This window comes from Variovorax sp. PBS-H4, assembly GCF_901827205.1.
In the GTDB taxonomy this organism is placed as follows: Bacteria; Pseudomonadota; Gammaproteobacteria; order Burkholderiales; family Burkholderiaceae_C; genus Variovorax.
This window is the reverse complement of record NZ_LR594675.1, coordinates 5,288,548-5,309,457: the sequence shown is the minus strand read 5'-3', so window position 1 is coordinate 5,309,457 and position 20,910 is coordinate 5,288,548. Positions and strand designations below refer to the sequence as shown.

Below are 20,910 nucleotides of genomic sequence, written 5' to 3'. Positions count from 1 at the left end.
GGGAATCTCCTCACGCGGCTACCACGGCACGGGTGGCCAGCAGGCGCGCCGCGATGCGTTCGCCGCTCGCGAGGGCGGCGCTCGTCATGATGTCGAGGTTGCCCGCATACGCCGGCAGGTAATGCGCCGCGCCTTCGACCTGCAGGAACACGGAGGTCTTGAGCCCGGCGAGCCGTCCCACGCCTGGAATCTGCAGCGCCTGCCCGGGCGGGATGTGTTCGAACTGCACGGCCTGCTTGAGGCGGTAGCCGGGCACGTACTGCTGCACGGCGGCCACCATGGCCTGCACCGAGGCTTCGATCGCGGCCTCGTCGCCGCCGGCGCTCAGCGTGTAGACGGTGTCGCGCATCAGCAGCGGCGGCTCGGCAGGGTTGAGGATGATGATGGCCTTGCCCTGGCGGGCCCCGCCCACCACCTCGATCGCGCGGGCGGTGGTCTCGGTGAACTCGTCGATGTTGGCCCGCGTGCCCGGGCCCGCGGAGCGGCTCGACGCCGACGCGACGATCTCGGCATAGTGCACGGTCGCGACCTGCGCGACGGCGCGCACGATGGGAATGGTCGCCTGGCCGCCGCAGGTGACCATGTTGAGGTTCGGCGCGTCCAGGTGTTCGTCGAGGTTCACCACGGGGACGCAGTACGGGCCGATGGCGGCCGGCGTGAGGTCCACCATGCGCAGGGCCGGCTTGCGCTCGCGCAGGAAGGCGTCGTTGCGGATGTGCGCCGACGCCGAGGTCGCGTCGAACACGATGTCGATGTCGGCGAAGGCGGGGTGGCGGGCGAGCCCCTCGACCCCCTGGTCGGTGGTTGCCACGCCGAGGCGGCGTGCGCGCGCGAGGCCGTCCGAGTTCGCGTCGATGCCTGCGAGCGCGACCACCTCGAGGTTCCGCGCGCCGCGCAGCGCCTTGATCATCAGGTCGGTGCCGATGTTGCCGCTGCCCACGATGGCAGCCTTGATCTTGTCCATGGAGCTTCCTTGCAGGGTCAGGTGAACCGCGCCGCAACGCGGCCGAGGCCTTCGATGTGCGCCTCGAAGAACGAGGGCCCGCTGATCGTCACCATGGGCCCGAGCGCCCCGGTGAGCACGACGTCGCCGGCGCGCAGCGGGGTGCCGAGCCGGGCCAGTTGCCGCGTCAGCCAGACGGCGGCATTCAGGGGGTGGCCCATGCACTCGCCGCCGCGGCCCCGGCTCGCCTCGCGGCCATCTTCGGTCAGCGTCATGCCGGCGTCGCGCAGGCCCAGCTGGTCCAGCCGCTTCGGGTCGGCGCCGAGCACGTAGCCGGCGGCCGATGCGTTGTCGGCGATCGTGTCGAACAGGCGGATGTCCCAGTCCGCGATGCGGCTGTCCACGATCTCGAGCGCGGGCACCGCATAGGCCGTGGCCGCGAAGAGCTCGGCCAAGGTTGCGTCGGCGGCCGTCACGTCCTTGTCGAGCACGATTGCGACTTCGGCTTCCACCTTGGGCCGGATGAAACCGGCCAGCGGGATCTCCGCGCCGTCGCCAAAAGCCGTGGAGCTCCAGAGCGCGCCGTAGTCCGGCTGGTCGACGCCGAGCTGCCGCTGCACGCTGGCGGCAGTGAGCCCGATCTTGCGGCCCGTGACGCGGTCGCCGCCCGCAATGCGGCGCGCCTCGTTCATGCGCTGCACGGCGTAGGCGTTCTCCTGGGTGGTCGGCCAGCCGAGGGACTCGGCACGCTGCCGCAAGGGCGTGCAGGGGGCGCGCTGCTGCTCGGCATCGCGCAGCGCCGCGGCCAGGGCTTCGGCGGGTTCGGGTGGGTGTTGCATGGATGGTTTCTGTTTCAGGCCGCCTGGGCGCACCACGTGTTGAAGGACTCGGGCTCGTGTGGGTTGGCGAGCGACGCCAGGTAGTGCGGCTTCCAAGTGTTGCGAAGGAAGCTCTCCATCGCGGTGGACAGCGGCCGGCGCTTTCCATGGAAGCGCACCCGGCCGTCGTTCAGCGCAGCAAGCGTCTGGTTCTCGTAGAGCCACAACGCCCGGGTACCGAACCTCTGAAGGAACTTGGCCTCGACGTCCTTGCGGTTCCTGTCGATGAACCGGTATTCCACCGCGCGCCCGATCTCGCGGCTGATCATCGCCGCCACCTCCGGCATGGAGAGGTCTTCCGAACCGACCTCTCGGACGATGCGCTTGTCCCCCGTGGGATGATTCAGTTCATGGGCCGCCAGGTCGGCGATGTCATGCGTGGCGACCCAGGGCATCCTCAGGTCGGGATCCAGCGAATAGCCGATGCGCCCATGCTTGGCGATGGCACCCGTCCAGGCCAGCAGGTTCTCCATGAACCAGCCGGCACGCAAGTGCACCAGGTCGACGTTCTCGAGCTCGTTCAGCTTCTGATCGAGCTGGTGGAAGCCGGCGAAGTGGCCGGTGCCACCCTTCACTTCAGAGCCGATGGCCGTCAGGCTCACGGCCAGCCGGACCGGCGAATCGCGCAGCGCATCGACGAAGCGGCGTGCGACCGCCGGATAGTGCCCGTGGATGTCGCTGGCCCAGTCGGTCTTCACCATCAGGAAGGCGGCATCCGCGCCTTGGAAGAATTTGCCGAGTTCTCCTGCGCCCGTGTCGAAGCTTCCCAAGAATGGCTCCGCACCGGCCTGTGCCAATGCGTCGAGGGACGGACCGCCCCGCGAGAGGGCCCTGACCTGGTGGCCCGCACGCAGCAGCTTTTGGGTGAGTTGGGCACCGATTCTTCCGGTGGCTCCGACGACGGCAATTTTCATGTTGTTTCTGAAGAGGATCTCAGTTCGATCGTGTTTCGCCTGTTCATGCGACTGTCTCCTCTGGCAGTCATGTGACTCGAGGAGAGGTTAGCAACGGGGTGAGAGCGGCGGAAATGCTTTCCCGGCATGGAGTCCATGCCGATCCGGGTGTCGCGATCCAGGAGGTAGGAGTCGGCGGCAGCGCGGGTGGGCGCCGTACCTTTTGCTCCGCTCCATAAAATCAGCGCCTCGCGAGAGCGGCGCTGCCTACGAACCGAGGGACCGTGGGGTTCGAACCGCAACCGCACTCTGATCAAGAAAAACCTGCCGCGAGAGTTGCAGGCTTCCTTTGGAGCTTCAAGCCATGAGCAAGGCATTCACCAAAGAGAACGACGCGGACGATGACGACGACGGCACGGCCGGCATGCCGCCGCTTCCCGTCGGCGGCAAGAACTACATTACCCCGCAAGGTTATGCGCGTCTGCGCGACGAGTTGCTTGCGTTGATGGACGTCGAGCGGCCCAAGGTGGTCGAGGCGGTTCACTGGGCGGCCAAGAACGGCGACCGATCCGAGAATGGCGACTACCTTTACGGGAAGAAGCGCCTGCGCGAGATCGACCGGCGCATCCGCTTCCTGACGAAGCGCCTCGAGGTGGCCGAGGTGACGGACCCCTCGGTCCACCATGGCCGCGATCAGATCTTCTTCGGTGCCACGGTTCGCTACGCTGACGAGACCGGCGACGAGCGGGAGCTGACCATCATGGGCATCGATGAAGCCGAGAGCGCGCACGGGCAGGTGAGCTGGATTTCCCCGATCGCCAGGGCACTGCTGAAGGCGCGTGAAGGCGATGTGGTCAAGCTGGCGACGCCCGGGGGCGTGCACGAGATCGAGGTGCTGTCGGTCAGCTATCCACCGGCGTCGCCCGCGGCGGGCTGAGGCTCAGGGCGCCGGAACGGTCCGCGCTGCGGCGAGCACGGAGGGAGTGCGCCGCGCCGCCCGCAGTACGGCTTCAAGATGGGTGCGGTCCCGCACCGCAATCACGAAGCGCAGGTCGGTGGAGTCCTGCGGCGTCTCGTCGGCCATCTCCACGTGCGTGATGTCGGCCTCGGCATCCGCCAGCGTGGCGGCGACGCGCGCCAGGACACCCTTGTCGTTGCGCACCGTGATGACCACGCCGGTCTCGAAAGTGCGCACCGGTTCGTCCGCCCATTCGACGGCGAAGAACCGTTCGCTGTCCTTGTGCCGCAGGCGCTGGCCGACGCCGCAAGCTTCGGTATGCACCACCAGGCCTTCTCCATGGCCGAGGTAACCCACGATGGGATCGTCGGGAATGGGCCGACAGCAGAGTGCGAAGCGCACCGAGGAGTTCTCGCTGCCGTCCAACGTAACGGCGCCCTGGGAGACGGCCTCGTGGGCTGTGAAGCGCTCGCGGCTCAGCATCAGGGCGTCGGGCTTCTCGCCGCGCTCTGCCAGCAGCGCCATCAGCCGCTTGGCGACGATGGTGGCGATGCGCTTTCCCAGGCCGATGTCGGTCAGCAGCTCCGAGCGCGTGCGGTTGCCGGTGAAGCGCAGGAGCTTTTCCCAGATTTGCTGGTGCTCGTCGTTGTCTTCCGGCAGGTTCCCGAGACCCTCGGCGCGCAGGGCCTGCGCAAGCAGCTTTTCACCCAGCCCTTCCGACTCGGCGTGCGCCAGGGTCTTGAGGTAGTGCCGGATCTTCGAGCGTGCCCTGCCGGTGCGCACGAAGCCCAGCCACGCCGGATTCGGCGTTGAAACGGGTGCGGTTATGACTTCCACCACATCGCCATTCTTGAGCTCGGTACGAAGCGGAACCTGGTCGCCATTGATTCGAGCGGCCGAAGTGTGGTCGCCGATGTTGCTGTGGATGGCGTACGCGAAGTCGACGACCGTCGCGCCGCGCGGCAGCGCCAGGATCTGGCTCTTTGGGGTGAAGACGTAGACCGCGTCGGGGAAGAGATCGACCTTGACGTGGTCCCAGAATTCGGCAGCGTCCCGTGTTTCGTCCTGGATATCGAGCAGGGACTGCAGCCACTTGGTCCCCAGCCGTTCGCCCGTCGCCGCGCTCGGTTCGGCCGCCTTGTAGAGCCAGTGGGCGGCCACCCCGGACTCGGCCACCACGTGCATGGCTTCGGTGCGCAGCTGGAATTCGACGCTCACGCCGGCCGGCCCCACCAGCGTTGTGTGCAGCGACTGGTAGCCGTTCAGCTTCGCGATGGCGATGTGGTCCTTGAACTTGCCCGGCAACGGCTTGTACATCTGGTGCAGGATGCCCAGCCCGGTATAGCAGGCGATCACCGACGGCACGATGAGGCGAAAGCCGTAGATGTCGGTCACCTGGGCGAAGCTCAGGTGTTTTTCTTCCATCTTGCGGTAGATGGAATAGAGCGTCTTTTCGCGACCTGCGATCCGCACGCTCATGCTGGCTGCAGCGAAGGCGGTTTCCAGTTCCTGCTGCACCTTCTGGATCAGGTCGCGGCGCCGGCCGCGGGCCTTGGCGACGGCCTTCGCGAGAATCGCGTAGCGCCAGGGCCGCAGGTGGCGGAAGGACAGGTCCTGCAGTTCGCGGTAGGTCTGGTTGAGCCCGAGCCGGTGCGCAATCGGGGCATAGATCTCGAGCGTCTCGCTGGAGATCCGGGCCCATTTCTCGCGGGGGGCGTCCTCAAGCGTCCGCATGTTGTGCGTGCGGTCGGCCAGTTTGACCAGGATGACGCGTACGTCCCGCGCCATCGCCAGCAGCATCTTGCGAAACGACTCGGCCTGGTTCTCCTCGCGCGTGTTGAAGCGCAGCTTGTCGAGCTTGGTGAGGCCGTCGACCAATTCAGCGACCGGCGCGCCAAAGCGCTCGATCAGCTCCGACTTGGTGACGCCGCAATCCTCGATCGCGTCGTGCAGGAGCGCTGCCATCAGCGCCTGCGCGTCGAGCTTCCACTCCGCGCACTGAGCGGCCACGGCGATCGGATGGGTGATGTAGGGTTCACCGCTGTTGCGCAGCTGGCCCAAATGGGCCTCATCGGCAAAACGGTAGGCGCGGCGAACCTGCTCGACGTCTTCTGCGCTCAGGTAGTCGAGGCGATCCGTGAGCGCGGCGAAGCTGGCGGCAGCTGCATTCAGCGCCGCCGGACTCGGCCGGGGTGTGCCTTTCGGGGCACCTGATTGGGGCTTGACAACCGCGCTCATGCTTGTCACTTTAGCTTGGCGACTGGTCAGATGTCTTTGTGCAATAAAAAAGCACCGCGTTGCGGTGCTTATTTGTTGCAGGGCTGCGTCAGCTCAACCTGGGACTTTCTTGAGCATTTCGAGCCCGATCTTGCCTTCGGCAATTTCTCGCAGGGCCGTCACGCCAGGCTTGTTCTTGCTCTCGATCTTCGGCGCATGGCCCTGGCTCAGCATGCGCGCCCGGTAGGTGGCGGCCAGAACGAGCTGGAACCGGTTCGGGATGTGTTGCAGGCAATCTTCGACGGTGATGCGGGCCATTTGGGTCTTTCGGCTTACAGGCGAGGCCTGGTAGGAATCAGGGGATGTTCAGGGCGGCGAAGGTGTCGGCACGCGCGCGGCGCTGTGCGGAATACCGAAGCCGCTGAGCGTGGACAATCGCCTTCAGGTCAAAAAGCGCACGCTCAAATAACTCATTGATTATAACGAAGTCGAATTCATTGGCGCGTGCCATCTCTTCGGCGGCGTTCCGCAGACGCAGTTCGATCACCTCGGCGCTGTCCTCGCCGCGCCGTTCGAGCCGGGACCGCAGCTCTTCCCAGCTCGGTGGCAGGATGAAGATCATCACCGCATTGGAAAAGGTCTTGCGGATCTGGATAGCACCCTGAAAGTCGATCTCCAGGATGACGTCGGCACCTTGGGCGATGCGATCCTCGATCGCCTTCTTCGAGGTGCCATAGCGCTGTCCGTGCACATGGGCCCATTCGACGAAGGCATCGGCCGCCACCATCGCGTCGAATTCCGAATGCGGCACAAAGAAGTATTCGCGGCCGTGCTTTTCCTGGCCACGCGGTGCTCGTGTGGTGTGCGACACCGACGGCTGCACCGCAGAGTCCAGCTCCATCAGGGCCTTGACCAAGCTCGACTTGCCGGCGCCGCTCGGCGCCGCAACCACGAAGATGTTGCCGGGATAGTCCATTCGCGCGTTCCCTGTTCCCTGTTTTCCTGTCACTCGATGTTCTGAACTTGCTCGCGCATCTGTTCGACCAGCACCTTCATGTCCACGCCGATGCGGGTGAGCTCCAGCGTTGCCGACTTGGATCCGAGGGTGTTCGCTTCGCGATGCAGCTCCTGGATCAGGAAGTCGAGGCGCTTGCCGATTTCGCCTCCTTTTTTTACCAGACGTTCGATTTCGTCCAGGTGCGAACCGAGGCGCGTGAGTTCTTCCGCCACGTCGATGCGAATTGCAAAGGCGGTGGCTTCCGCCAGCGCGCGGTCCTGGGCGGCTTCCGGCGGCGCGCCGCCGCTCGCGCCCAGGGCTTCCTGCCAGCGTTCCAGGAAGCGGTTGCGCTGCTGCTCGACCAGCTGCGGAACGAGCGGCAGCGCCTGCGCAACCAGGGCGCGCAGGTGGCCGAGATGCTCCTGCAGCATCGTGGCCAGCCGTGCGCCCTCGCGTTCACGCGCGGTCATCAGGCCCTTGAGCGTCTTCGTCGCCAGCCCGGAAAGCTCCGGGCCCCAATCGCTGCGAGCTGCGGTGTCACCGGCCGCCAGGCGCAACACGTCGGCCACGCTGAGCTCGCGCGCGGCCGGCAACCAGGCCCGGACGCTGTCCTGCAGCCCGTTGAGTCGTTGAAGCAGCTTGGTCGAGGGCTCACCGATCCCCGCTGCGGCCCCGCTCTCGATTGCCGCGCGGAACTCGACCTTGCCGCGCTTGAGCTGGCGCGCCAGCAGCTCGCGCAGCATGGGCTCGTGCTGGCGCAACTCTTCCGGAAGCTTGAAAGTGAGATCGAGAAAACGGCTGTTGACCGAGCGGATCTCGACGCCGAGCCGGCCCGCGCCGGCGGTTCGCGGCTCGGCGTCGTGGTGACCGCCGCTCGCGGCGGTCTGGCCGCTGGCATAGCCGGTCATGCTGTAAACTGGCATCGCGCCTCGCTCTTGAATTGGTATGCACGCCCCGAGACAACGGCATCTGCTTCGCTTGCCGCACTCCCGCCTTCGGGCGAAACTCCCGGATTATGTCAAAGGTCAAACCTTCGCCCTTGTTGCCTGATACGGTCATCGGCGGTTATCGCGTCGTGCGCCGCATCTCGGCAGGCGGGTTCGGCGTGGTCTATCTCGCTGTCGACCACAGCGGCCAGCAGGTGGCGATCAAGGAGTATCTCCCGTCTTCGCTGGCGACACGCGGCACCGGCGAACTCGCACCTCAGGTCCCTCCTGAGAAACTGTCGCTTTACCGTTTGGGGCTCAAGAGCTTTTTCGAAGAAGGGCGCTCGCTCGCGCAGATCTCGCATGCCTCGGTGGTCAGCGTGCTCAACTTCTTCCGCGAGAACGAGACCGTCTACATGGTCATGAACTATCTGGAAGGTGCCACCTTGCAGGATTTCATCGTGACGGCCCGCGACCTCAAGAAGCAGAAGGTCTTCCGCGAATCCACCATCCGCTCGCTATTCGACGAGATCCTGCGCGGCTTGCGAATCGTGCACCAGCACAAGATGCTCCATCTGGACATCAAGCCCGCCAACATTTTTGTGACCGATGACGATCGCGCCGTGATGATCGACTTCGGCGCCGCGCGCGAAGTGCTCTCCAAGGAAGGCAACTTCATCCGCCCGATGTACACCCCCGGTTTCGCCGCGCCCGAAATGTACCGCCGCGATTCCTCCATGGGTCCCTGGACCGACATCTACGCCATCGGCGCCTGCATCTATGCCTGCATGCAGGGCTATCCGCCCAACGATGCGCCGCAGCGCATCGAGAAGGATCGGCTCGGCCTGTCGCTCTCGCGCCTGCGCGGCATCTATTCGGACAACCTGATCGAGGTGGTCGAGTGGTGCATGTCGCTCGACCCGCTGTCGCGGCCGCAATCGGTTTTTGCCCTGCAGAAGGAGCTCAGCCGCGAAGGCGAGCGTCGCTACACCAAGCTCACGGTAAGTGAGAAGGTGCGGCTGTCGATCGACAACATGCGCTCCTTCGAGAAGAAGGGCCTCCCCAAAGCGGCGGCTCCGACTACCCGTCCGGCATGATGACCTCCCACGTTGCTTACTTCCTCAGGCGGGCGCTGTGAAATTTTCCGTCTTTCAAGTCAGCCGCAAGGGCGGCCGTCTCAAGAACGAAGACCGCATGGGCTATTGCTACACGCGCGAATCCGGCCTGTTCGTTCTGGCAGACGGCATGGGCGGGCATCCCGAAGGCGAGGTGGCTGCCCAGTTGGCGCTGCAAACCATCGCAGCGCTGTACCAGCGCGAGGCGCGGCCGATGGTGAAGGATGTGAAGGCCTTCCTCACGGCGTCTGTCATGGCCGCGCACCAGCAGATCATGCGATACGCGGGCAACAAGGGCATGCTCGATACCCCGCGCACGACCGTCGTGGTGGCGGTCCTGCAAGGCACTACCGCGACCTGGATCCACTGCGGAGACTCCCGCCTCTATGTGGTTCGCGACGGCGAGCTGCTGACCCGCACGCGCGACCACTCCCACGCCGAGCGGCCGCGTACGGGCGGGGCCACGGGCGCCGAGATCGTCAACCGCAACCTGCTGCTGACCTGCCTGGGATCGCCGACCACCCCCTTGTTCGACATCTCGGCTCCGTTGCAGCTGCAACGGGGCGATCGCATCATGCTGTGCTCCGATGGCCTTTGGAGCGTGCTGGACGAGAGTCTGCTCGTGCGCATGCTGTCCTCCGGCAAGCCCGTGTCAGACGTGGCGCCCGATCTCGCCGAAATGGCCCTGCGCAACGGCGGCACCCACAGCGACAACGTCACGCTGATCGCGCTCGAATGGGAGACGCCGGACGCGACAGGCCAGACCCGCGGCGTATCCACCGACAGCATCAGCGATGGCGTCTTTGCCTCCACCATCCAGGCGGGCATGCCATCCGACAGCGAGCTCGATGATCTCGACGAAGACGCCATCGAGCGGTCGATCGCCGAGATCAACGAAGCCATCAAGCGCTCCTCCGCAGCGCGCAAGTCCTGATCCGTTCCACTTTTGCTGGGTTGACATGACAGTTTTCGTACGAAGCGGCGACCGTGCTGCTGACCAGCTGCGTCCCGTACGCATCACCCGTGGGTTCACCATCCATGCCGAAGGCTCGGTGCTGATCGAGTTTGGCCAGACGCGCGTGCTCTGCACCGCCTCCGTCGAGGAAAAGGTGCCCCCGCACAAGCGCGGCAGCGGCGAGGGCTGGGTCACGGCCGAGTACGGCATGCTGCCGCGGGCCACCCATACGCGCAGCGACCGCGAGGCCGCGCGCGGCAAGCAGAGTGGCCGCACGCAGGAGATCCAGCGGCTTATCGGCCGTTCGATGCGCGCCGTCTTCGACCTCGCCGCTCTCGGCGAACGCACCATCCATCTCGACTGCGACGTTCTCCAGGCCGACGGCGGGACGCGCACCGCGGCCATTACCGGCGCCTTCGTGGCTGCGCAGGATGCGGTCACCAAGCTGCTGGCCGCCGGCACCCTCGCGGCTTCGCCGATCCGGGGCCACGTCGCCGCGGTGTCCGTCGGCATCGTGCAAGGCACGCCACTGCTCGATCTTGAATACATCGAAGATGCCGCCTGCGACACCGACATGAACGTGGTGATGACCGGCGCCGGGCATTTTGTCGAAGTGCAGGGCACGGCCGAAGGGGCGGCTTTCTCGCGCGACGAAATGAATGCGTTGCTGCTGCTGGCCGAGAAGGGCATCGCTGAATTGACCGCGCTGCAGGCGCGGGCCCTGGCCGGCTGATTGGGCGACGGCGCGATCCGCGGATTGCCGATGAAACTGGTCCTGGCCTCCAACAACGCCGGCAAGCTCGCCGAGCTGCAGCAGTTGTTCGCGCCGCTCGGCGTCGAGCTCGTGCGCCAGGCAGAGCTTGGCGTCGGCGAGGCCGAGGAGCCCTTCTTCACCTTTGTCGAGAATGCGCTGGCCAAGGCAAGGCATGCAGCGGCGGCCACCGGCCTGCCCGCGATGGCCGACGACGCCGGCCTTTGCGTCGACGCTTTCGGCGGCCTGCCCGGCGTGGCCACGGCTTACTACGCTACGCGCTTCGGCTACGAGAAGGGCGACGCCAACAATGTTCGCGCGCTGCTCGAGCAGATGGCGGGCCTCGACAATCGCCGCGCCGCGCTCGTCAGCACGCTCGTGGCACTGCGCAGCCCCGAAGATCCCGAGCCGCTGATCGCCGTTGGCCGCGCCGCGGGCCAGATCACGCGTGAGCCGATCGGCGAGAACGGATTCGGGTTCGACCCGGTGATGTGGCTGCCCCAGCTGGGCAAGACCTTTGCCCAGCTCCCGCCCGAGCTGAAGAACGCCCACAGTCATCGAGGCCAGGCAGCGCGAGCGATGCTGGCGTTGATGCGGGAGCGATGGCTGTGACCCTTTTTCTGCCGATCACCGCAGAGCCCGCGCAGCCGCGCAGCGCCGATGTCGATCGCGCGAACGACGTGCTGCACTGGATGCGCCCAGGGCCCCTCCAGCTGTCGGCGCTGCCGCCGCTTTCGCTCTACGTGCACCTGCCCTGGTGCTTGCGCAAATGCCCCTACTGCGACTTCAATTCGCACGAGTGGCGGAGCGACGGCGGCGAGGCACCGCTGCCTGAGCAGCGTTACCTGGACGCGCTGATCGCCGACCTCGACGCGGCCCTGCCGCTGGTCTGGGGCCGCAGCGTGCACAGCATCTTCCTCGGGGGCGGCACCCCCAGCCTGTTCTCGCCGGCCGCCATCGACCGCCTGCTCGGTGACCTCCGGGCCCGGCTCAAGCTGGCTCCCGACTGCGAGATCACGCTGGAGGCCAATCCCGGTACCTTCGAGCGCGACCGCTTCCGTGGCTACCGAGCCGCGGGCGTCACACGCCTGTCGGTGGGCGTGCAGAGCTTCAACGACGCGCACCTGAAGGCGCTCGGCCGGGTGCATGACCGGGCCCAGGCCATCGCGGCGGTCGAGGAGGCGGCGCAGGCCTTCGACACCTTCAATCTGGACCTCATGTACGCGTTGCCGGGGCAGAGCGCCGACGAGCTCGATGCCGACCTGGACCAGGCGTTGGCGCTCGCGCCGCCGCATCTTTCGGTCTACCACCTCACGATCGAGCCCAACACCTATTTCGCCAAGTTCCCGCCCAAGGTGCCGGAGGACGATGCCGCCTACGACATGCTCGACCGCATCACCGAGCGCACCGCGCAGCGTGGGCTGGAACGCTACGAGATCTCCGCCTACGCACGCGCCGGTCACCGCTGCGCGCACAACCTCAACTACTGGCAGTTCGGCGACTACCTCGGCATCGGCGCCGGCGCGCACAGCAAACTGAGCTTTGCCCATCGCATCGTGCGCCAGGTCCGCTTTCGCGACCCGCGCCTCTACATGGAGAACGCGCTCGCCGCCCGCGCAGTCGCGCAGAGTGATGAGGTCACGATCGCCGAGTTGCCCTTCGAATTCATGCTCAATGCCTTGCGCCTGAAGGACGGGTTTACGCTGGCGCAGTTCGGCGAGCGCACCGGCCTGGCCGTCACCGCCATCCAGCGCGGGCTCGAAGAGGCTGAGCGCAAGGGATTGATCGAACGCGATCTCGCCCGCGTGTGGCCCACCGCCCGCGGCCTGGACTTCCTGAGCGACTTGCAGGCCATCTTCCTTCCCGAGAGCTGAGACCACCAGCGCCGCCATGCCGACCCGAAACCTGCCGGAAGAAGAAGTCATCAAGCGCCGTGCCCGCGGCCGTCCCAGCCCCGAACAGGCGGCGGCGTTGCGCGAAGCGTTCCTTGCCGCTGCGCTGAAATCCTTCCTCGAGCACGGCTACGCCGCCACCAGCATCGAGGCCATCGCGCGCGATGCCGGCGTCGCCAAGATCACCATCTACCGCCAGTTCGAGAACAAGGAGGCCTTGTTCCGCGAGGTCGTCCATCGCGCCGTGAGCAGCGCCCGCGAGACGATGCAGTCCACGCTCGTGCGCTCGGATGCCGATGAAAGACAGGTGCTGCTCGACCTCGTCGAGCGCATGTACCTGGGCGCCACCGACCCGCAGACCCTTGCCTTGCTGCGCCTGGTGATCGCCGAGGCCGTGCGTTTTCCGGAGCTCGCGAAGTCGCTGTACGCCGAGAACAGCTATGTGCTTGCCCCGGTGGTCGAATACCTGGCCGAGGCGAACCGTGGCGGCAAGCTGCACGTGCCCGATCCCGAACTGGCCGCTGTGCAGCTCTCGACCCTGGCCTTCGGCGGGGTGCGCTTCTTCATCTCCAAGCCCCTGGCAGGACCCGAGGAGCGCCGCGCCTGGGCCGAGGGCGTGGTGGACTTGGTGCTGCGCGGCTGGCTGCCCGCGCGCGCTGGTGCCGGGCGCGACGGGTCGGATGAAGCCAGCGGCTAAAATGCCGACTGCCCGGAGAGTTGGGTGAGTGGTTTAAACCAGCAGTCTTGAAAACTGCCGACGGGCAACCGTCCGTGAGTTCGAATCTCACACTCTCCGCCAGTAACCGGGTAACCACGCGGGTTGCAACCAAATGGCCCCAGCAGGCCCATTTCTGGCATGCATTTGGTTGGACGCCGCTGAGCGCTATCGAGCGCCTAGTCCCCAACCCTGGGCAGCCCCGGCCACGCCCAGGCGGCCCAAGCCACCCAGATCCCACACAATCCTGGATGAACTGGGCTGCCTACCCTTAGCGAGTCCGGAGGCGCACTCCTGTTCCACCTGCTCTCCACAAGCTGTACGAAAGAACCAGCGTGGTTATCACCACCAATCTAAGCTTCGGAGAGTGGGCGAGCGTCTTCGGTGATCCGAAGATGACGACTGCATTGCTGGATCGCTTGACACACCGATGGCGCATCCTGGCTCTTCTGGTGCTGGTATTCGGAGGGGTAACGCTGTTGATCGTCTGCGCGATCAAGAGGACCCTCTCCGGCACTCACCGGCCGAGGCCTTGCCTGGGCTGCTTTCGGCGGCGTTGCAATCGTCCTCAATTGGATGTTGATCTTCGCTGCCTGCTCGGCGCGTCGATCTCCGTTCGATCGCCGTCTACAACACCGAGAGTCGCCGCCGTCAGCGTCTGATCGTCGGCGAAGGCGCCGGCCCACTGCGTGACCGGCAAGTTGCCCGTGAGCGCCATCGAGCCGCGTTCGTAGCGCTTGGGGCTGTTCACCCTCGGATGCCGACGCATGGGCGCGCCTCTTCACTCGGAAGTTCGCGGCGCTCAATACGATGGGATGAGCCGGGCCGCGGGCTCACTTTATACCGACGCGAGGCATCTGCGAGCGTTGCAAAAAACGGTTCGATGTGTACTGAATATAGCGATTGAACGCCCGCAGCTTGCAAGACATGATTCGACAACGAGTGAACCCCCGCAGTTTGAGTGCCGGCGCCTTAATGTCCGTCGACTGCAAGCTTCCATTCACTGCCCACTCTCTGTCCGCCTGCTTCGACTGAAGCCCGCAGGTAAGCATCCTTCACGGAAAATTCCATGAGCAACTTAGTAGACAAGCAAATCACAGAACAGGGTGATCCCGCTCAAGACCTACGAGCCTTTCGGCGTTGCCTCGGACAGTTCTCTACTGGAGTGACGGTTATTACCGGCAACGGCGTCGGTGGACCAGTTGGCGTCACTGCAAATTCCTTCTCATCGCTCTCCATGGATCCTCCGCTGATCCTGTGGTCAATCTCAAGAAGCTCGCGTAGCTTCGACGCGTTCGTTTCGGCCACGGCCTTCACCGTTCACATACTTGCTTCGGATCAGATTGATCTGTCGCAAAGGTTTGCAAGCAAGATGGAAGACAAGTTTGCGGGTATCGACTGGCGGCCCGGGCTGCTCGGCGCACCGTTGATCCCCGGTGCAGCAGCAATTTTGCAATGCACGACGGAGGCGTTCCACGATGCAGGAGACCATGTGCTGCTGATTGGCCGCGTGGTCCACTTTGCGCGAGCTGCAGCGAGCGCCTTGGTATTCGCTCAGGGTCGATACGCAATAGCCGAGGACCATCCAGGCACCCTGCAGCATGAGGAGTCACGAGAGCGCACTGGAACGGCTTTCGTCGGCAAGTACAAATCGCCAGACGACCTGCGGTTTACCCGGCTCGTTGCATCTCTAGGCGTCGGGTTTGCGGCGCTCTTCGAACAGTTTCGCCAGTCCCGTGGCGTAGACCTGCCGCAAGGATTCACATTGTTCGCCTTGCGAGATGGGAGGACGCGCTCATTCGACGAGATCGTCGAAAGCTCATCCCTTCCTCCGCCCTCCGCTAGGGACGCGCTTGCATCGCTTGAAAAGAGGGGGTGCATTGCTTGCCAAAGCGAAGTGTATGCTCTGACGAGCAAGGGCGACGCCTTACTGGCGTCCCTGATGTCGGATTTCAGCAATTTCGAGAGACAGCAGATGGCGGGTCTCTCTGAGCAGAGCGTAGCCGTTGCGCGCGAGGTCCTTCAAGAGCTTCACGATCGGCTCTCGGCCTAAATGAAAAGCGCGAAGTAACCGGATGAGATTGCGCTGGTTGCGGTCCGTGATCGGGTCCCGCAGAACTGCCCGCAGCGGCGTCGAATACTCTGACAGTTGCGCCTATCGGCTCGTAGCAGTGCGCATATTAACCAGCCGCGACCGGGAGTGCCTCATATGTCGTGTGGCGCTGGTCCCAGATAGTCATCGAGCGCGTGCAGGATTGCAGTGCACAGCATGCGCGCGGCTGAAGGCAATGACAATGCCTGGCGGTGCAGAACTGCCAGTCTAAGGTGTTGGGTGCCCACATCGCGCAACGTCTTGAAGATGAGCGCCCCGGCTGAAACGTCGCTCGCAACTGAGATACGCGTTGTGACTGCGACGCCGGTGCCTGAGAGCGCGAGCAATCGAATCAGCGGCATTGCATTGGTCGTGACTGCTGGCGATATGCTTGTTTGCCGTCCAACGTTGATTCGGTCCAGAAGTTTTCTGATCTCCATGCCGCCAGATGGAAAGATGATTGGAAAGTCACGGCACTCCTGGAGCGACAGGTCATGCTCCTGCGCGAGCGGGTGCGACGGATGCATCGCAATGCCGATCTCCATTGAGTAGACCCTTAGCTTCTCGACGGGCACCTGCTCAGGTGGCTCCCAACAGATGCCAATGTCCAACTCATTCCCGACAATCTTGCGCACAATCTCATCGGTGTTGCCGCTGAACAGGGAAAATGAAACATCGGGGTTTTCCTTGCGCGAGGAGGCTAGAAATTCCGCAAAGAAATCTCCTGCCAAGGTCTGGATGGTGCCGATGGCGACGTGTCCCTTGTACTTACCCTTGATCGCGCTGACTTCAGACACCGCGGCGTCGGAGACTTTCTCGAAGTCCTTGATGATGCCGTAGATAACGCGTCCGGCGTCTGTCAGCTTCATCCCCCGAGGCAAGCGCTCGAAGATGGGCGCGCCGATCAGCTCTTCGAAATTGATGATCTGGCGATTGATCGCCGATGCTGAAATGTGAAGATACTCGGAAGCCTTTCGGATCGATCCATCTTCCGCAACCTGGCAGATGTAGCGCATTAACGGAGATAAGAGCATCTTCATGGACGGGCATCGGTATGAGGAGCGTCATTCTCTCGGCTTTGTCGGACTTTAGCTAGGCCGACATGCGGCATCAGCAGTCGCTATAGACAAGAAGATCAACTTGCGCAGTGAAGGCTCCGGACGACCGCGACACTTGCACAGTGTGTGTCTCGAACGGGCGTGAAGCCATGACTTTGCAGAAAAGTGGCTTGCGCATCGGATGAGTAAAGCAATCGTGATGATCCTGACAGCGAGCAGCAGCGACAGAGCCGCTCGTGTCAATCCCGCAAGCGTGGAACGGGGTGGCGGGGCTCCACCTTGTTGCTACACGCCAAGGCGAAGGTGAACCACCGGTGGAGACGCTTCAGAGGTGGCGCCCATGTCTATACGCTTGCGGTCGCCGTCGACGGTGGCAATGCACACCGCTCCCGCCATGTGGCACATTGAACCCGAGGTTTGATATCAGTCCTGATCATGCCTATACGCGTTGGTCGTCGCTGCGGTGAACTGATTCGCAGGTCTAGGCAGGTCGAGGTTCTCTCGCAGGGTAGTGCCCTCGTACTCGGTCCGGAAGACGCCCATGTGCTGGAGTGCCGGTACGACTTCGTGTACGAAGTCCTTCAGCCCGTTAGGCAGGTCGGCGGGCTGAATGAGGAAGCCGTCCACGGCGGCGGACTCGAACCAGTGCCTCATGTCGAGGGCGATCTGCTCGGCAGTCCCGACGAGCGTGCGCTGGCCGCGGGCGCCGGCAAATCGCTCGTAAAGCTGGCGCACGGTCAGGTTGTCGCGCTGAGCCATCTTCATGACCCCTTCAAGGGTACTCTTGCTGGTGTTGGTGTCTCGATCCAGGAAGTCGGTGGGCAAAGGCTTGTCGATGTCGATGCCCTTGAGGTCCACACCTCCGATTGCGTTCGAAAGCAGCTCAAGGCCGACCGAAGGATGGATTAGCGACTGCAGGTAGGCGTGTTTTTCCTTGGCCTCACCCTCGGTGCGCCCGACGATGGGGTTCAGGCCCGGCATGATCTTTAAGGACTGCGGATCGCGTCCAAACTTTGACATGCGGCTCTTGAGGTCACTGTAGAAATTTTTGGCCCCCTCAAGATCGCCCTGGGCGGTGAAGACGATATCTGCAGTCTCGGCGGCCAGTTCTTTGCCGGGCTCTGAAGAGCCAGCCTGCGCAATCACCGGGTGACCTTGGGGCGGACGCGAGATGTTGAGGGGCCCCCTGACCGAAAAGTACGTCCCCTTGTGACCTAGGACGTGGAGCTTGGCTGGCTCGAAGTAGCGTTGCTTCTCGCGATCCCGCACGAAGGCATCGTCTTCCCAACTGTCCCACAGGCCGCGTACCACTGAAGCGAACTCCTTCGCGCGCGCATAGCGGTCACCGTGCTGAAGGTGCTCTTCGTGCCCAAAATTCTTGCTTTCGTCAAGGTTCGACGACGTCACCACGTTCCAGCCCGCACGGCCCCCACTGATGTGATCGAGCGACGCGTAGCGTCGGGCGATGTTGTAGGGCTCGTTGTAGGAAGTGGTGGCAGTTGCCACCAGGCCGATGTGGCTGGTTACGGCCGCTAACGCCGCCAAGAGTGTGGTGGGCTCGAAATACGCCATGTACTGAGGCCACCGACTGAGAGCTTCGAGGTCGCCGCCGCGCACTGCGGCGGCGTCTGCAAGGAACATGAGGTCGAACTTGCCCTTTTCAGCGAGGTGTGCGAGCTCGACGTAGTGGCGAAAGTTCGATCCCGCATCAAGTTGCGTATCGGGATGCAGCCATGAAGCGACGTGGTTGCCGGTCGGGTGAAACAGGCCGCCGAGCTTGAGTTTTTCAGTCTTGATGTTGCGCATTCTGATCATTCCTTTTCTAGCTCGAACCGCGGTGGACTCAATGTCCGTCGGGCAGCCCGGCAGGTGAGGTCAGTATGCGTTCGTGCATCTTGGCGACAAGCAGAGAAAACTTGACGCACCGTGGCGGAAACGGCAACGCGCCCACTGCAATCGGATGGGCGGGGGACCCTGCTGGCGACCGTGCCAACAATGCAATCGCTGTGATCTAAAAATGCTGACCATTGGGCCTCGGCGGTCGCACAGCATCATCGTTTCCTCGCCTTGAGGTCACCTCTCCGCCATCGACAGCGGCATCAAACGGAAGTCTGCGTAGAAGCAGATTAACGTGGCGCGCCGGTTCTGGTGGGGCTGCGATCAGTCGCAGGGCGCGTCATGGAGCATGCGGTCCGAGCAACGGAGGTGTGCGACTTTTACGAACGCCGCCCCCGAAAAATGCTAACCCCGGCAAGCTCGGCAGTCCCTAATATCAAGACATAGATCCTTCCCGGAAGGCCATTGAGATGACTCAACCCACCACGCAATCGCATCTAAGCTCGTTGCAGTCAAAGATCCTTCATGCACCGAAGGCCGAACTGCATGTTCACCTCGAGGGCACTATCGGCCCCGAGACGCTGATGGCTCTGAGCGCGCGAAATCACATCAAGGTTCCTTACGAGAACGCCGAGGAAGTACGAGCGGCCTACAACTTCAAGGACCTATCTGGGTTTCTGCAGCTGTACTACTCCGCTTTGGGCGTCCTGGTCACCCGATTGGATTTCTACGAAGTCACCTACACGCAACTGAAGCGTGCTGCAGAAGACCGGGTGGTCTATGTGGAGTTCTACATGTCTCCCCAGAGCCATATTGAGCGTGGCATCGGATTGGATACCGTGCTCGGCGGCGTGGCGGAAGCGATCGCGGATGCGCGCGCTGACTTCGGCATTGATGCCAAGCTCATCTTCGGGCTGCAACGCCATCGCACCGAAGCAGAGGCCTTCGAGGCATTGGAGGCCGCCCGTCCGTTCAAGGAGTCATTCGTCGCGGTCGGCCTGGGTGGAGTGGAGAAGGGAAATCCGCCCTCGAAGTTTGAGCGGGCGTTCCGCCAAGCCAAGAACATGGGATGGCCAATCACCATACATGCCGGCGAAGAGGGTCCCCCGAGCTACATCTGGGAGGCACTGGACGTCGTAGGTGCCGATCGCATCGATCATGGCGTGACGGCACAGGATGACCCGCGACTAATCGAGCGCCTGGCCGCCGATCAGATCCCAATGACGGTGTGTCCGCTTTCCAATATCTGTCTGAATGTCTTCCCTTCGCTGGAGCAGCACAACCTGAAAACGTTGCTCGACGCAGGTTGCAGGGTAAGCGTGAACACCGATGATCCGCCGTATTTCAACGGCTACATGAACGACAACCTGGTGGCTGTGGCTTCAGCGCTCCAGTTGTCGGACGGCGACGTCTATTCATTGCTGCGCAATGGATTCCAGGGCTCGTTCGCCTCGACGAACCGAAAGAACGAGCTCGTTGCTGGCCTAGACAAGTTCTGGTTGGCCTGATTTCTCTCACTGGTGTACCTATTATGTTCATGAAAGCAGTCAGATGGTTAGGTGTCTTGATCGGAGCCTTCGCGGTACTTGCGAGCACCCAAGCCACTGCGCAAACTCCAAAGAAGAAGGTCAGGATCGTTGTGGGCACGCAGGTGCTCAACATCTCTTATCCCACACTGAACCTTCCGCTTGCATTGGGTTACTGGAGCGATGAGGGCTACGATGTAGAGATCACCCCGCTGGCGCCGCCCGCTCAGACGATCGCGCTGCTGATTGCCGGCCAGGCGGATTTCGCGCAAATTAACGCCAGCGTCGCAGTGCAGGCCCAGTCGCTTAACAACCAGCCGGTCAAGTTCGTGACCAACCACGGTGTGATCGATTGGAGCGTCGGCGTGCTTGAAGACTCACCGCTTCGTTCCATCACAGATTTCAAGGGCAAGACGATTGGTGTCTTTGGGCTGGGGTCGGGGGGCGTGGCTATTCTGCGCGCCTATCTCAAGGACAAGGGCATCGATCCGGACAAGGATGTCAAGTTTGTAGCCACGGGTGGCGGCGCGCCAGCAATCGACGCGCTCAAGAGTGGGCGCGTGCAGGGGCTCATGTTCTGGGCAAGCGCGATGGCGGGCTTCGAGAACGCAGGCCTCAAGATGAGATACCTGCGCGGAGAAGATTGGAGAACCCTTCCCGACTTCAGCATTGCGGCGATGTCGAAGACGATCGAGGCCGATCCAAAGATGGTTGAGGCCATTGTCAGAGGGATGGCCAAGGCGTCGGAATTCGCATTCGCCAATCCTGACTGCGTCCGCCGCATCCAGTGGAAGGACTGGCCGAATACCAAAAGCACAGGTCCGGTCGACCCATCGATGCTGGCCCAGTGGGACACCAATCTGCTCAAAGCACAGCTCGACTCTTTCCGAGATGGCTACAACATTGGTGGCGGCAAGTACTGGGGCAATGTAGATGGCGCTGCCGTGACGCGGTTGGAGCAGTACATGCTCAAGTCGGGGCAGATCGCGCGCACCGTGCCGGCGAGCTCTCTGATGATCCACGATGCGGATCTCTACCGGCGCGCCAATCAGTTTGACGTCTCGTCAATTCGACAAGCTGCCGAGAAGTGCGCGAACTGGTGAGCGATGTCTGGCGACATCTTGTGATGTCCGCGGGGCACTACCGTGACACACGGTC

The 20,910-nt window shown here is 63.5% G+C and carries 19 protein-coding genes, 1 tRNA gene and 2 pseudogenes; 12 read left to right on the top strand and 10 right to left on the bottom strand.

Features of this window, described 5'->3' with window-relative positions:
- Positions 1-10: 10 nt before the first annotated feature.
- From E5CHR_RS25330 to E5CHR_RS25320, 3 genes are read right to left on the bottom strand one after another with little or no spacing between them, the layout of a single operon-like run.
- On the bottom strand, positions 11-964 hold the full coding sequence (locus E5CHR_RS25330) for an acetaldehyde dehydrogenase (acetylating) (RefSeq protein WP_162582383.1): 954 nt from the start codon (positions 962-964) through the stop codon (positions 11-13).
- 17 nt (positions 965-981) lie between these two features.
- Positions 982-1,782 carry a 2-keto-4-pentenoate hydratase gene (locus E5CHR_RS25325; RefSeq protein WP_162582382.1) on the bottom strand — a complete coding sequence of 267 codons (801 nt, stop codon included), beginning with the start codon at positions 1,780-1,782 and terminating at the stop codon, positions 982-984.
- Between the two features lie 14 nt (positions 1,783-1,796).
- Positions 1,797-2,735, bottom strand: a complete 939-nt coding sequence (locus E5CHR_RS25320) for an NmrA family NAD(P)-binding protein (RefSeq protein ID WP_162582381.1) — start codon at positions 2,733-2,735, stop codon at positions 1,797-1,799.
- A gap of 343 nt (positions 2,736-3,078) precedes the next feature.
- Here E5CHR_RS25320 and greB point away from each other — a divergent pair, with 343 nt between their 5' ends.
- Positions 3,079-3,651: a transcription elongation factor GreB gene (gene greB / locus E5CHR_RS25315; protein WP_162582380.1), complete on the top strand. Its 573-nt coding sequence runs from the start codon at positions 3,079-3,081 to the stop codon at positions 3,649-3,651.
- A gap of 3 nt (positions 3,652-3,654) precedes the next feature.
- Here the strand turns inward: greB and E5CHR_RS25310 are convergent, their stop codons facing one another.
- From E5CHR_RS25310 to E5CHR_RS25295, 4 genes are all read right to left on the bottom strand, one after another.
- The gene (locus E5CHR_RS25310) at positions 3,655-5,910 is read right to left on the bottom strand and encodes a RelA/SpoT family protein (RefSeq protein WP_162582379.1); all 2,256 of its coding nucleotides are present in this window, start codon (positions 5,908-5,910) and stop codon (positions 3,655-3,657) included.
- A gap of 93 nt (positions 5,911-6,003) precedes the next feature.
- Positions 6,004-6,207 carry a DNA-directed RNA polymerase subunit omega gene (gene rpoZ / locus E5CHR_RS25305; RefSeq protein WP_028249368.1) on the bottom strand — a complete coding sequence of 68 codons (204 nt, stop codon included), beginning with the start codon at positions 6,205-6,207 and terminating at the stop codon, positions 6,004-6,006.
- A gap of 37 nt (positions 6,208-6,244) precedes the next feature.
- The gene (gmk, locus tag E5CHR_RS25300) at positions 6,245-6,865 is read right to left on the bottom strand and encodes a guanylate kinase (protein WP_162582378.1); all 621 of its coding nucleotides are present in this window, start codon (positions 6,863-6,865) and stop codon (positions 6,245-6,247) included.
- Between the two features lie 29 nt (positions 6,866-6,894).
- The gene (locus E5CHR_RS25295; RefSeq protein WP_162582377.1) at positions 6,895-7,809 is read right to left on the bottom strand and encodes a YicC/YloC family endoribonuclease; all 915 of its coding nucleotides are present in this window, start codon (positions 7,807-7,809) and stop codon (positions 6,895-6,897) included.
- A 92-nt stretch (positions 7,810-7,901) separates the two neighbouring features.
- Here E5CHR_RS25295 and E5CHR_RS25290 point away from each other — a divergent pair, with 92 nt between their 5' ends.
- The 8 genes and pseudogenes from E5CHR_RS25290 to E5CHR_RS25255 form a co-directional block, all read left to right on the top strand.
- Positions 7,902-8,909: a serine/threonine protein kinase gene (locus tag E5CHR_RS25290; protein ID WP_068681569.1), complete on the top strand. Its 1,008-nt coding sequence runs from the start codon at positions 7,902-7,904 to the stop codon at positions 8,907-8,909.
- Between the two features lie 37 nt (positions 8,910-8,946).
- Positions 8,947-9,861 carry a PP2C family protein-serine/threonine phosphatase gene (locus E5CHR_RS25285; RefSeq protein ID WP_162582376.1) on the top strand — a complete coding sequence of 305 codons (915 nt, stop codon included), beginning with the start codon at positions 8,947-8,949 and terminating at the stop codon, positions 9,859-9,861.
- Between the two features lie 25 nt (positions 9,862-9,886).
- Positions 9,887-10,615: a ribonuclease PH gene (gene rph, locus E5CHR_RS25280; RefSeq protein WP_162582375.1), complete on the top strand. Its 729-nt coding sequence runs from the start codon at positions 9,887-9,889 to the stop codon at positions 10,613-10,615.
- Between the two features lie 30 nt (positions 10,616-10,645).
- Complete coding sequence (gene rdgB, locus E5CHR_RS25275; RefSeq protein ID WP_162582374.1) at positions 10,646-11,245, top strand: RdgB/HAM1 family non-canonical purine NTP pyrophosphatase; 600 nt, start codon at positions 10,646-10,648, stop codon at positions 11,243-11,245.
- 80 nt (positions 11,246-11,325) lie between these two features.
- Positions 11,326-12,507 carry a radical SAM family heme chaperone HemW gene (gene hemW, locus E5CHR_RS25270; protein WP_443083126.1) on the top strand — a complete coding sequence of 394 codons (1,182 nt, stop codon included), beginning with the start codon at positions 11,326-11,328 and terminating at the stop codon, positions 12,505-12,507.
- 16 nt (positions 12,508-12,523) lie between these two features.
- Entirely contained in the window at positions 12,524-13,222 is a 699-nt protein-coding gene (locus E5CHR_RS25265; RefSeq protein WP_162582372.1) for a TetR/AcrR family transcriptional regulator, read from the top strand.
- Between the two features lie 14 nt (positions 13,223-13,236).
- Positions 13,237-13,324: transfer RNA gene (locus E5CHR_RS25260), tRNA-Ser, on the top strand.
- Positions 13,325-13,484: 160 nt separating this feature from the next.
- Positions 13,485-13,683, top strand: a pseudogene (locus E5CHR_RS25255) (ATP-binding protein); the annotation flags it as partial.
- Positions 13,684-13,877: 194 nt separating this feature from the next.
- Here the strand turns inward: E5CHR_RS25255 and E5CHR_RS25250 are convergent.
- Positions 13,878-13,979: pseudogene (locus E5CHR_RS25250) on the bottom strand (IS21-like element ISPsy4 family helper ATPase IstB); the annotation flags it as partial.
- Positions 13,980-14,309: 330 nt separating this feature from the next.
- Here E5CHR_RS25250 and E5CHR_RS25245 point away from each other — a divergent pair.
- Positions 14,310-15,293 (top strand): flavin reductase, encoded by a 984-nt coding sequence (locus E5CHR_RS25245; protein WP_162582371.1) that lies wholly within the window; start codon positions 14,310-14,312, stop codon positions 15,291-15,293.
- 152 nt (positions 15,294-15,445) lie between these two features.
- Here E5CHR_RS25245 and E5CHR_RS25240 read toward each other — a convergent pair whose 3' ends face one another.
- Both E5CHR_RS25240 and E5CHR_RS25235 read right to left on the bottom strand, forming a co-directional pair.
- Positions 15,446-16,372: a LysR family transcriptional regulator gene (locus E5CHR_RS25240; RefSeq protein WP_162582370.1), complete on the bottom strand. Its 927-nt coding sequence runs from the start codon at positions 16,370-16,372 to the stop codon at positions 15,446-15,448.
- 441 nt (positions 16,373-16,813) lie between these two features.
- The gene (locus E5CHR_RS25235; protein WP_162582369.1) at positions 16,814-18,196 is read right to left on the bottom strand and encodes an LLM class flavin-dependent oxidoreductase; all 1,383 of its coding nucleotides are present in this window, start codon (positions 18,194-18,196) and stop codon (positions 16,814-16,816) included.
- 500 nt (positions 18,197-18,696) lie between these two features.
- Here E5CHR_RS25235 and E5CHR_RS25230 point away from each other — a divergent pair, with 500 nt between their 5' ends.
- Together E5CHR_RS25230 and E5CHR_RS25225 are read left to right on the top strand one after the other, a co-directional pair.
- The gene (locus E5CHR_RS25230) at positions 18,697-19,734 is read left to right on the top strand and encodes an adenosine deaminase (protein WP_162582368.1); all 1,038 of its coding nucleotides are present in this window, start codon (positions 18,697-18,699) and stop codon (positions 19,732-19,734) included.
- A 23-nt stretch (positions 19,735-19,757) separates the two neighbouring features.
- Entirely contained in the window at positions 19,758-20,855 is a 1,098-nt protein-coding gene (locus tag E5CHR_RS25225; RefSeq protein ID WP_162582367.1) for an ABC transporter substrate-binding protein, read from the top strand.
- Positions 20,856-20,910 lie beyond the last annotated feature (55 nt).

Bases quoted from the DNA above. Each gene is read 5' to 3' on its own strand.
- E5CHR_RS25295 (WP_162582377.1), bottom strand. From the start codon at position 7,809: ATGCCAGTTTACAGCATGACCGGCTATGCCAGCGGCCAGACCGCCGCG.
- gmk (WP_162582378.1), bottom strand. From the start codon at position 6,865: ATGGACTATCCCGGCAACATCTTCGTGGTTGCGGCGCCGAGCGGCGCC.
- E5CHR_RS25235 (WP_162582369.1), bottom strand. From the start codon at position 18,196: ATGCGCAACATCAAGACTGAAAAACTCAAGCTCGGCGGCCTGTTTCAC.
- E5CHR_RS25240 (WP_162582370.1), bottom strand. From the start codon at position 16,372: ATGAAGATGCTCTTATCTCCGTTAATGCGCTACATCTGCCAGGTTGCG.
- rpoZ (WP_028249368.1), bottom strand. From the start codon at position 6,207: ATGGCCCGCATCACCGTCGAAGATTGCCTGCAACACATCCCGAACCGG.
- E5CHR_RS25230 (WP_162582368.1), top strand. From the start codon at position 18,697: ATGACTCAACCCACCACGCAATCGCATCTAAGCTCGTTGCAGTCAAAG.
- E5CHR_RS25245 (WP_162582371.1), top strand. From the start codon at position 14,310: ATGAGCAACTTAGTAGACAAGCAAATCACAGAACAGGGTGATCCCGCT.
- E5CHR_RS25330 (WP_162582383.1), bottom strand. From the start codon at position 964: ATGGACAAGATCAAGGCTGCCATCGTGGGCAGCGGCAACATCGGCACC.
- E5CHR_RS25310 (WP_162582379.1), bottom strand. From the start codon at position 5,910: ATGAGCGCGGTTGTCAAGCCCCAATCAGGTGCCCCGAAAGGCACACCC.
- E5CHR_RS25325 (WP_162582382.1), bottom strand. From the start codon at position 1,782: ATGCAACACCCACCCGAACCCGCCGAAGCCCTGGCCGCGGCGCTGCGC.
- E5CHR_RS25225 (WP_162582367.1), top strand. From the start codon at position 19,758: ATGTTCATGAAAGCAGTCAGATGGTTAGGTGTCTTGATCGGAGCCTTC.
- hemW (WP_443083126.1), top strand. From the start codon at position 11,326: ATGCGCCCAGGGCCCCTCCAGCTGTCGGCGCTGCCGCCGCTTTCGCTC.
- rdgB (WP_162582374.1), top strand. From the start codon at position 10,646: ATGAAACTGGTCCTGGCCTCCAACAACGCCGGCAAGCTCGCCGAGCTG.
- E5CHR_RS25320 (WP_162582381.1), bottom strand. From the start codon at position 2,735: ATGAAAATTGCCGTCGTCGGAGCCACCGGAAGAATCGGTGCCCAACTC.
- rph (WP_162582375.1), top strand. From the start codon at position 9,887: ATGACAGTTTTCGTACGAAGCGGCGACCGTGCTGCTGACCAGCTGCGT.
- E5CHR_RS25265 (WP_162582372.1), top strand. From the start codon at position 12,524: ATGCCGACCCGAAACCTGCCGGAAGAAGAAGTCATCAAGCGCCGTGCC.
- E5CHR_RS25290 (WP_068681569.1), top strand. From the start codon at position 7,902: ATGTCAAAGGTCAAACCTTCGCCCTTGTTGCCTGATACGGTCATCGGC.
- greB (WP_162582380.1), top strand. From the start codon at position 3,079: ATGAGCAAGGCATTCACCAAAGAGAACGACGCGGACGATGACGACGAC.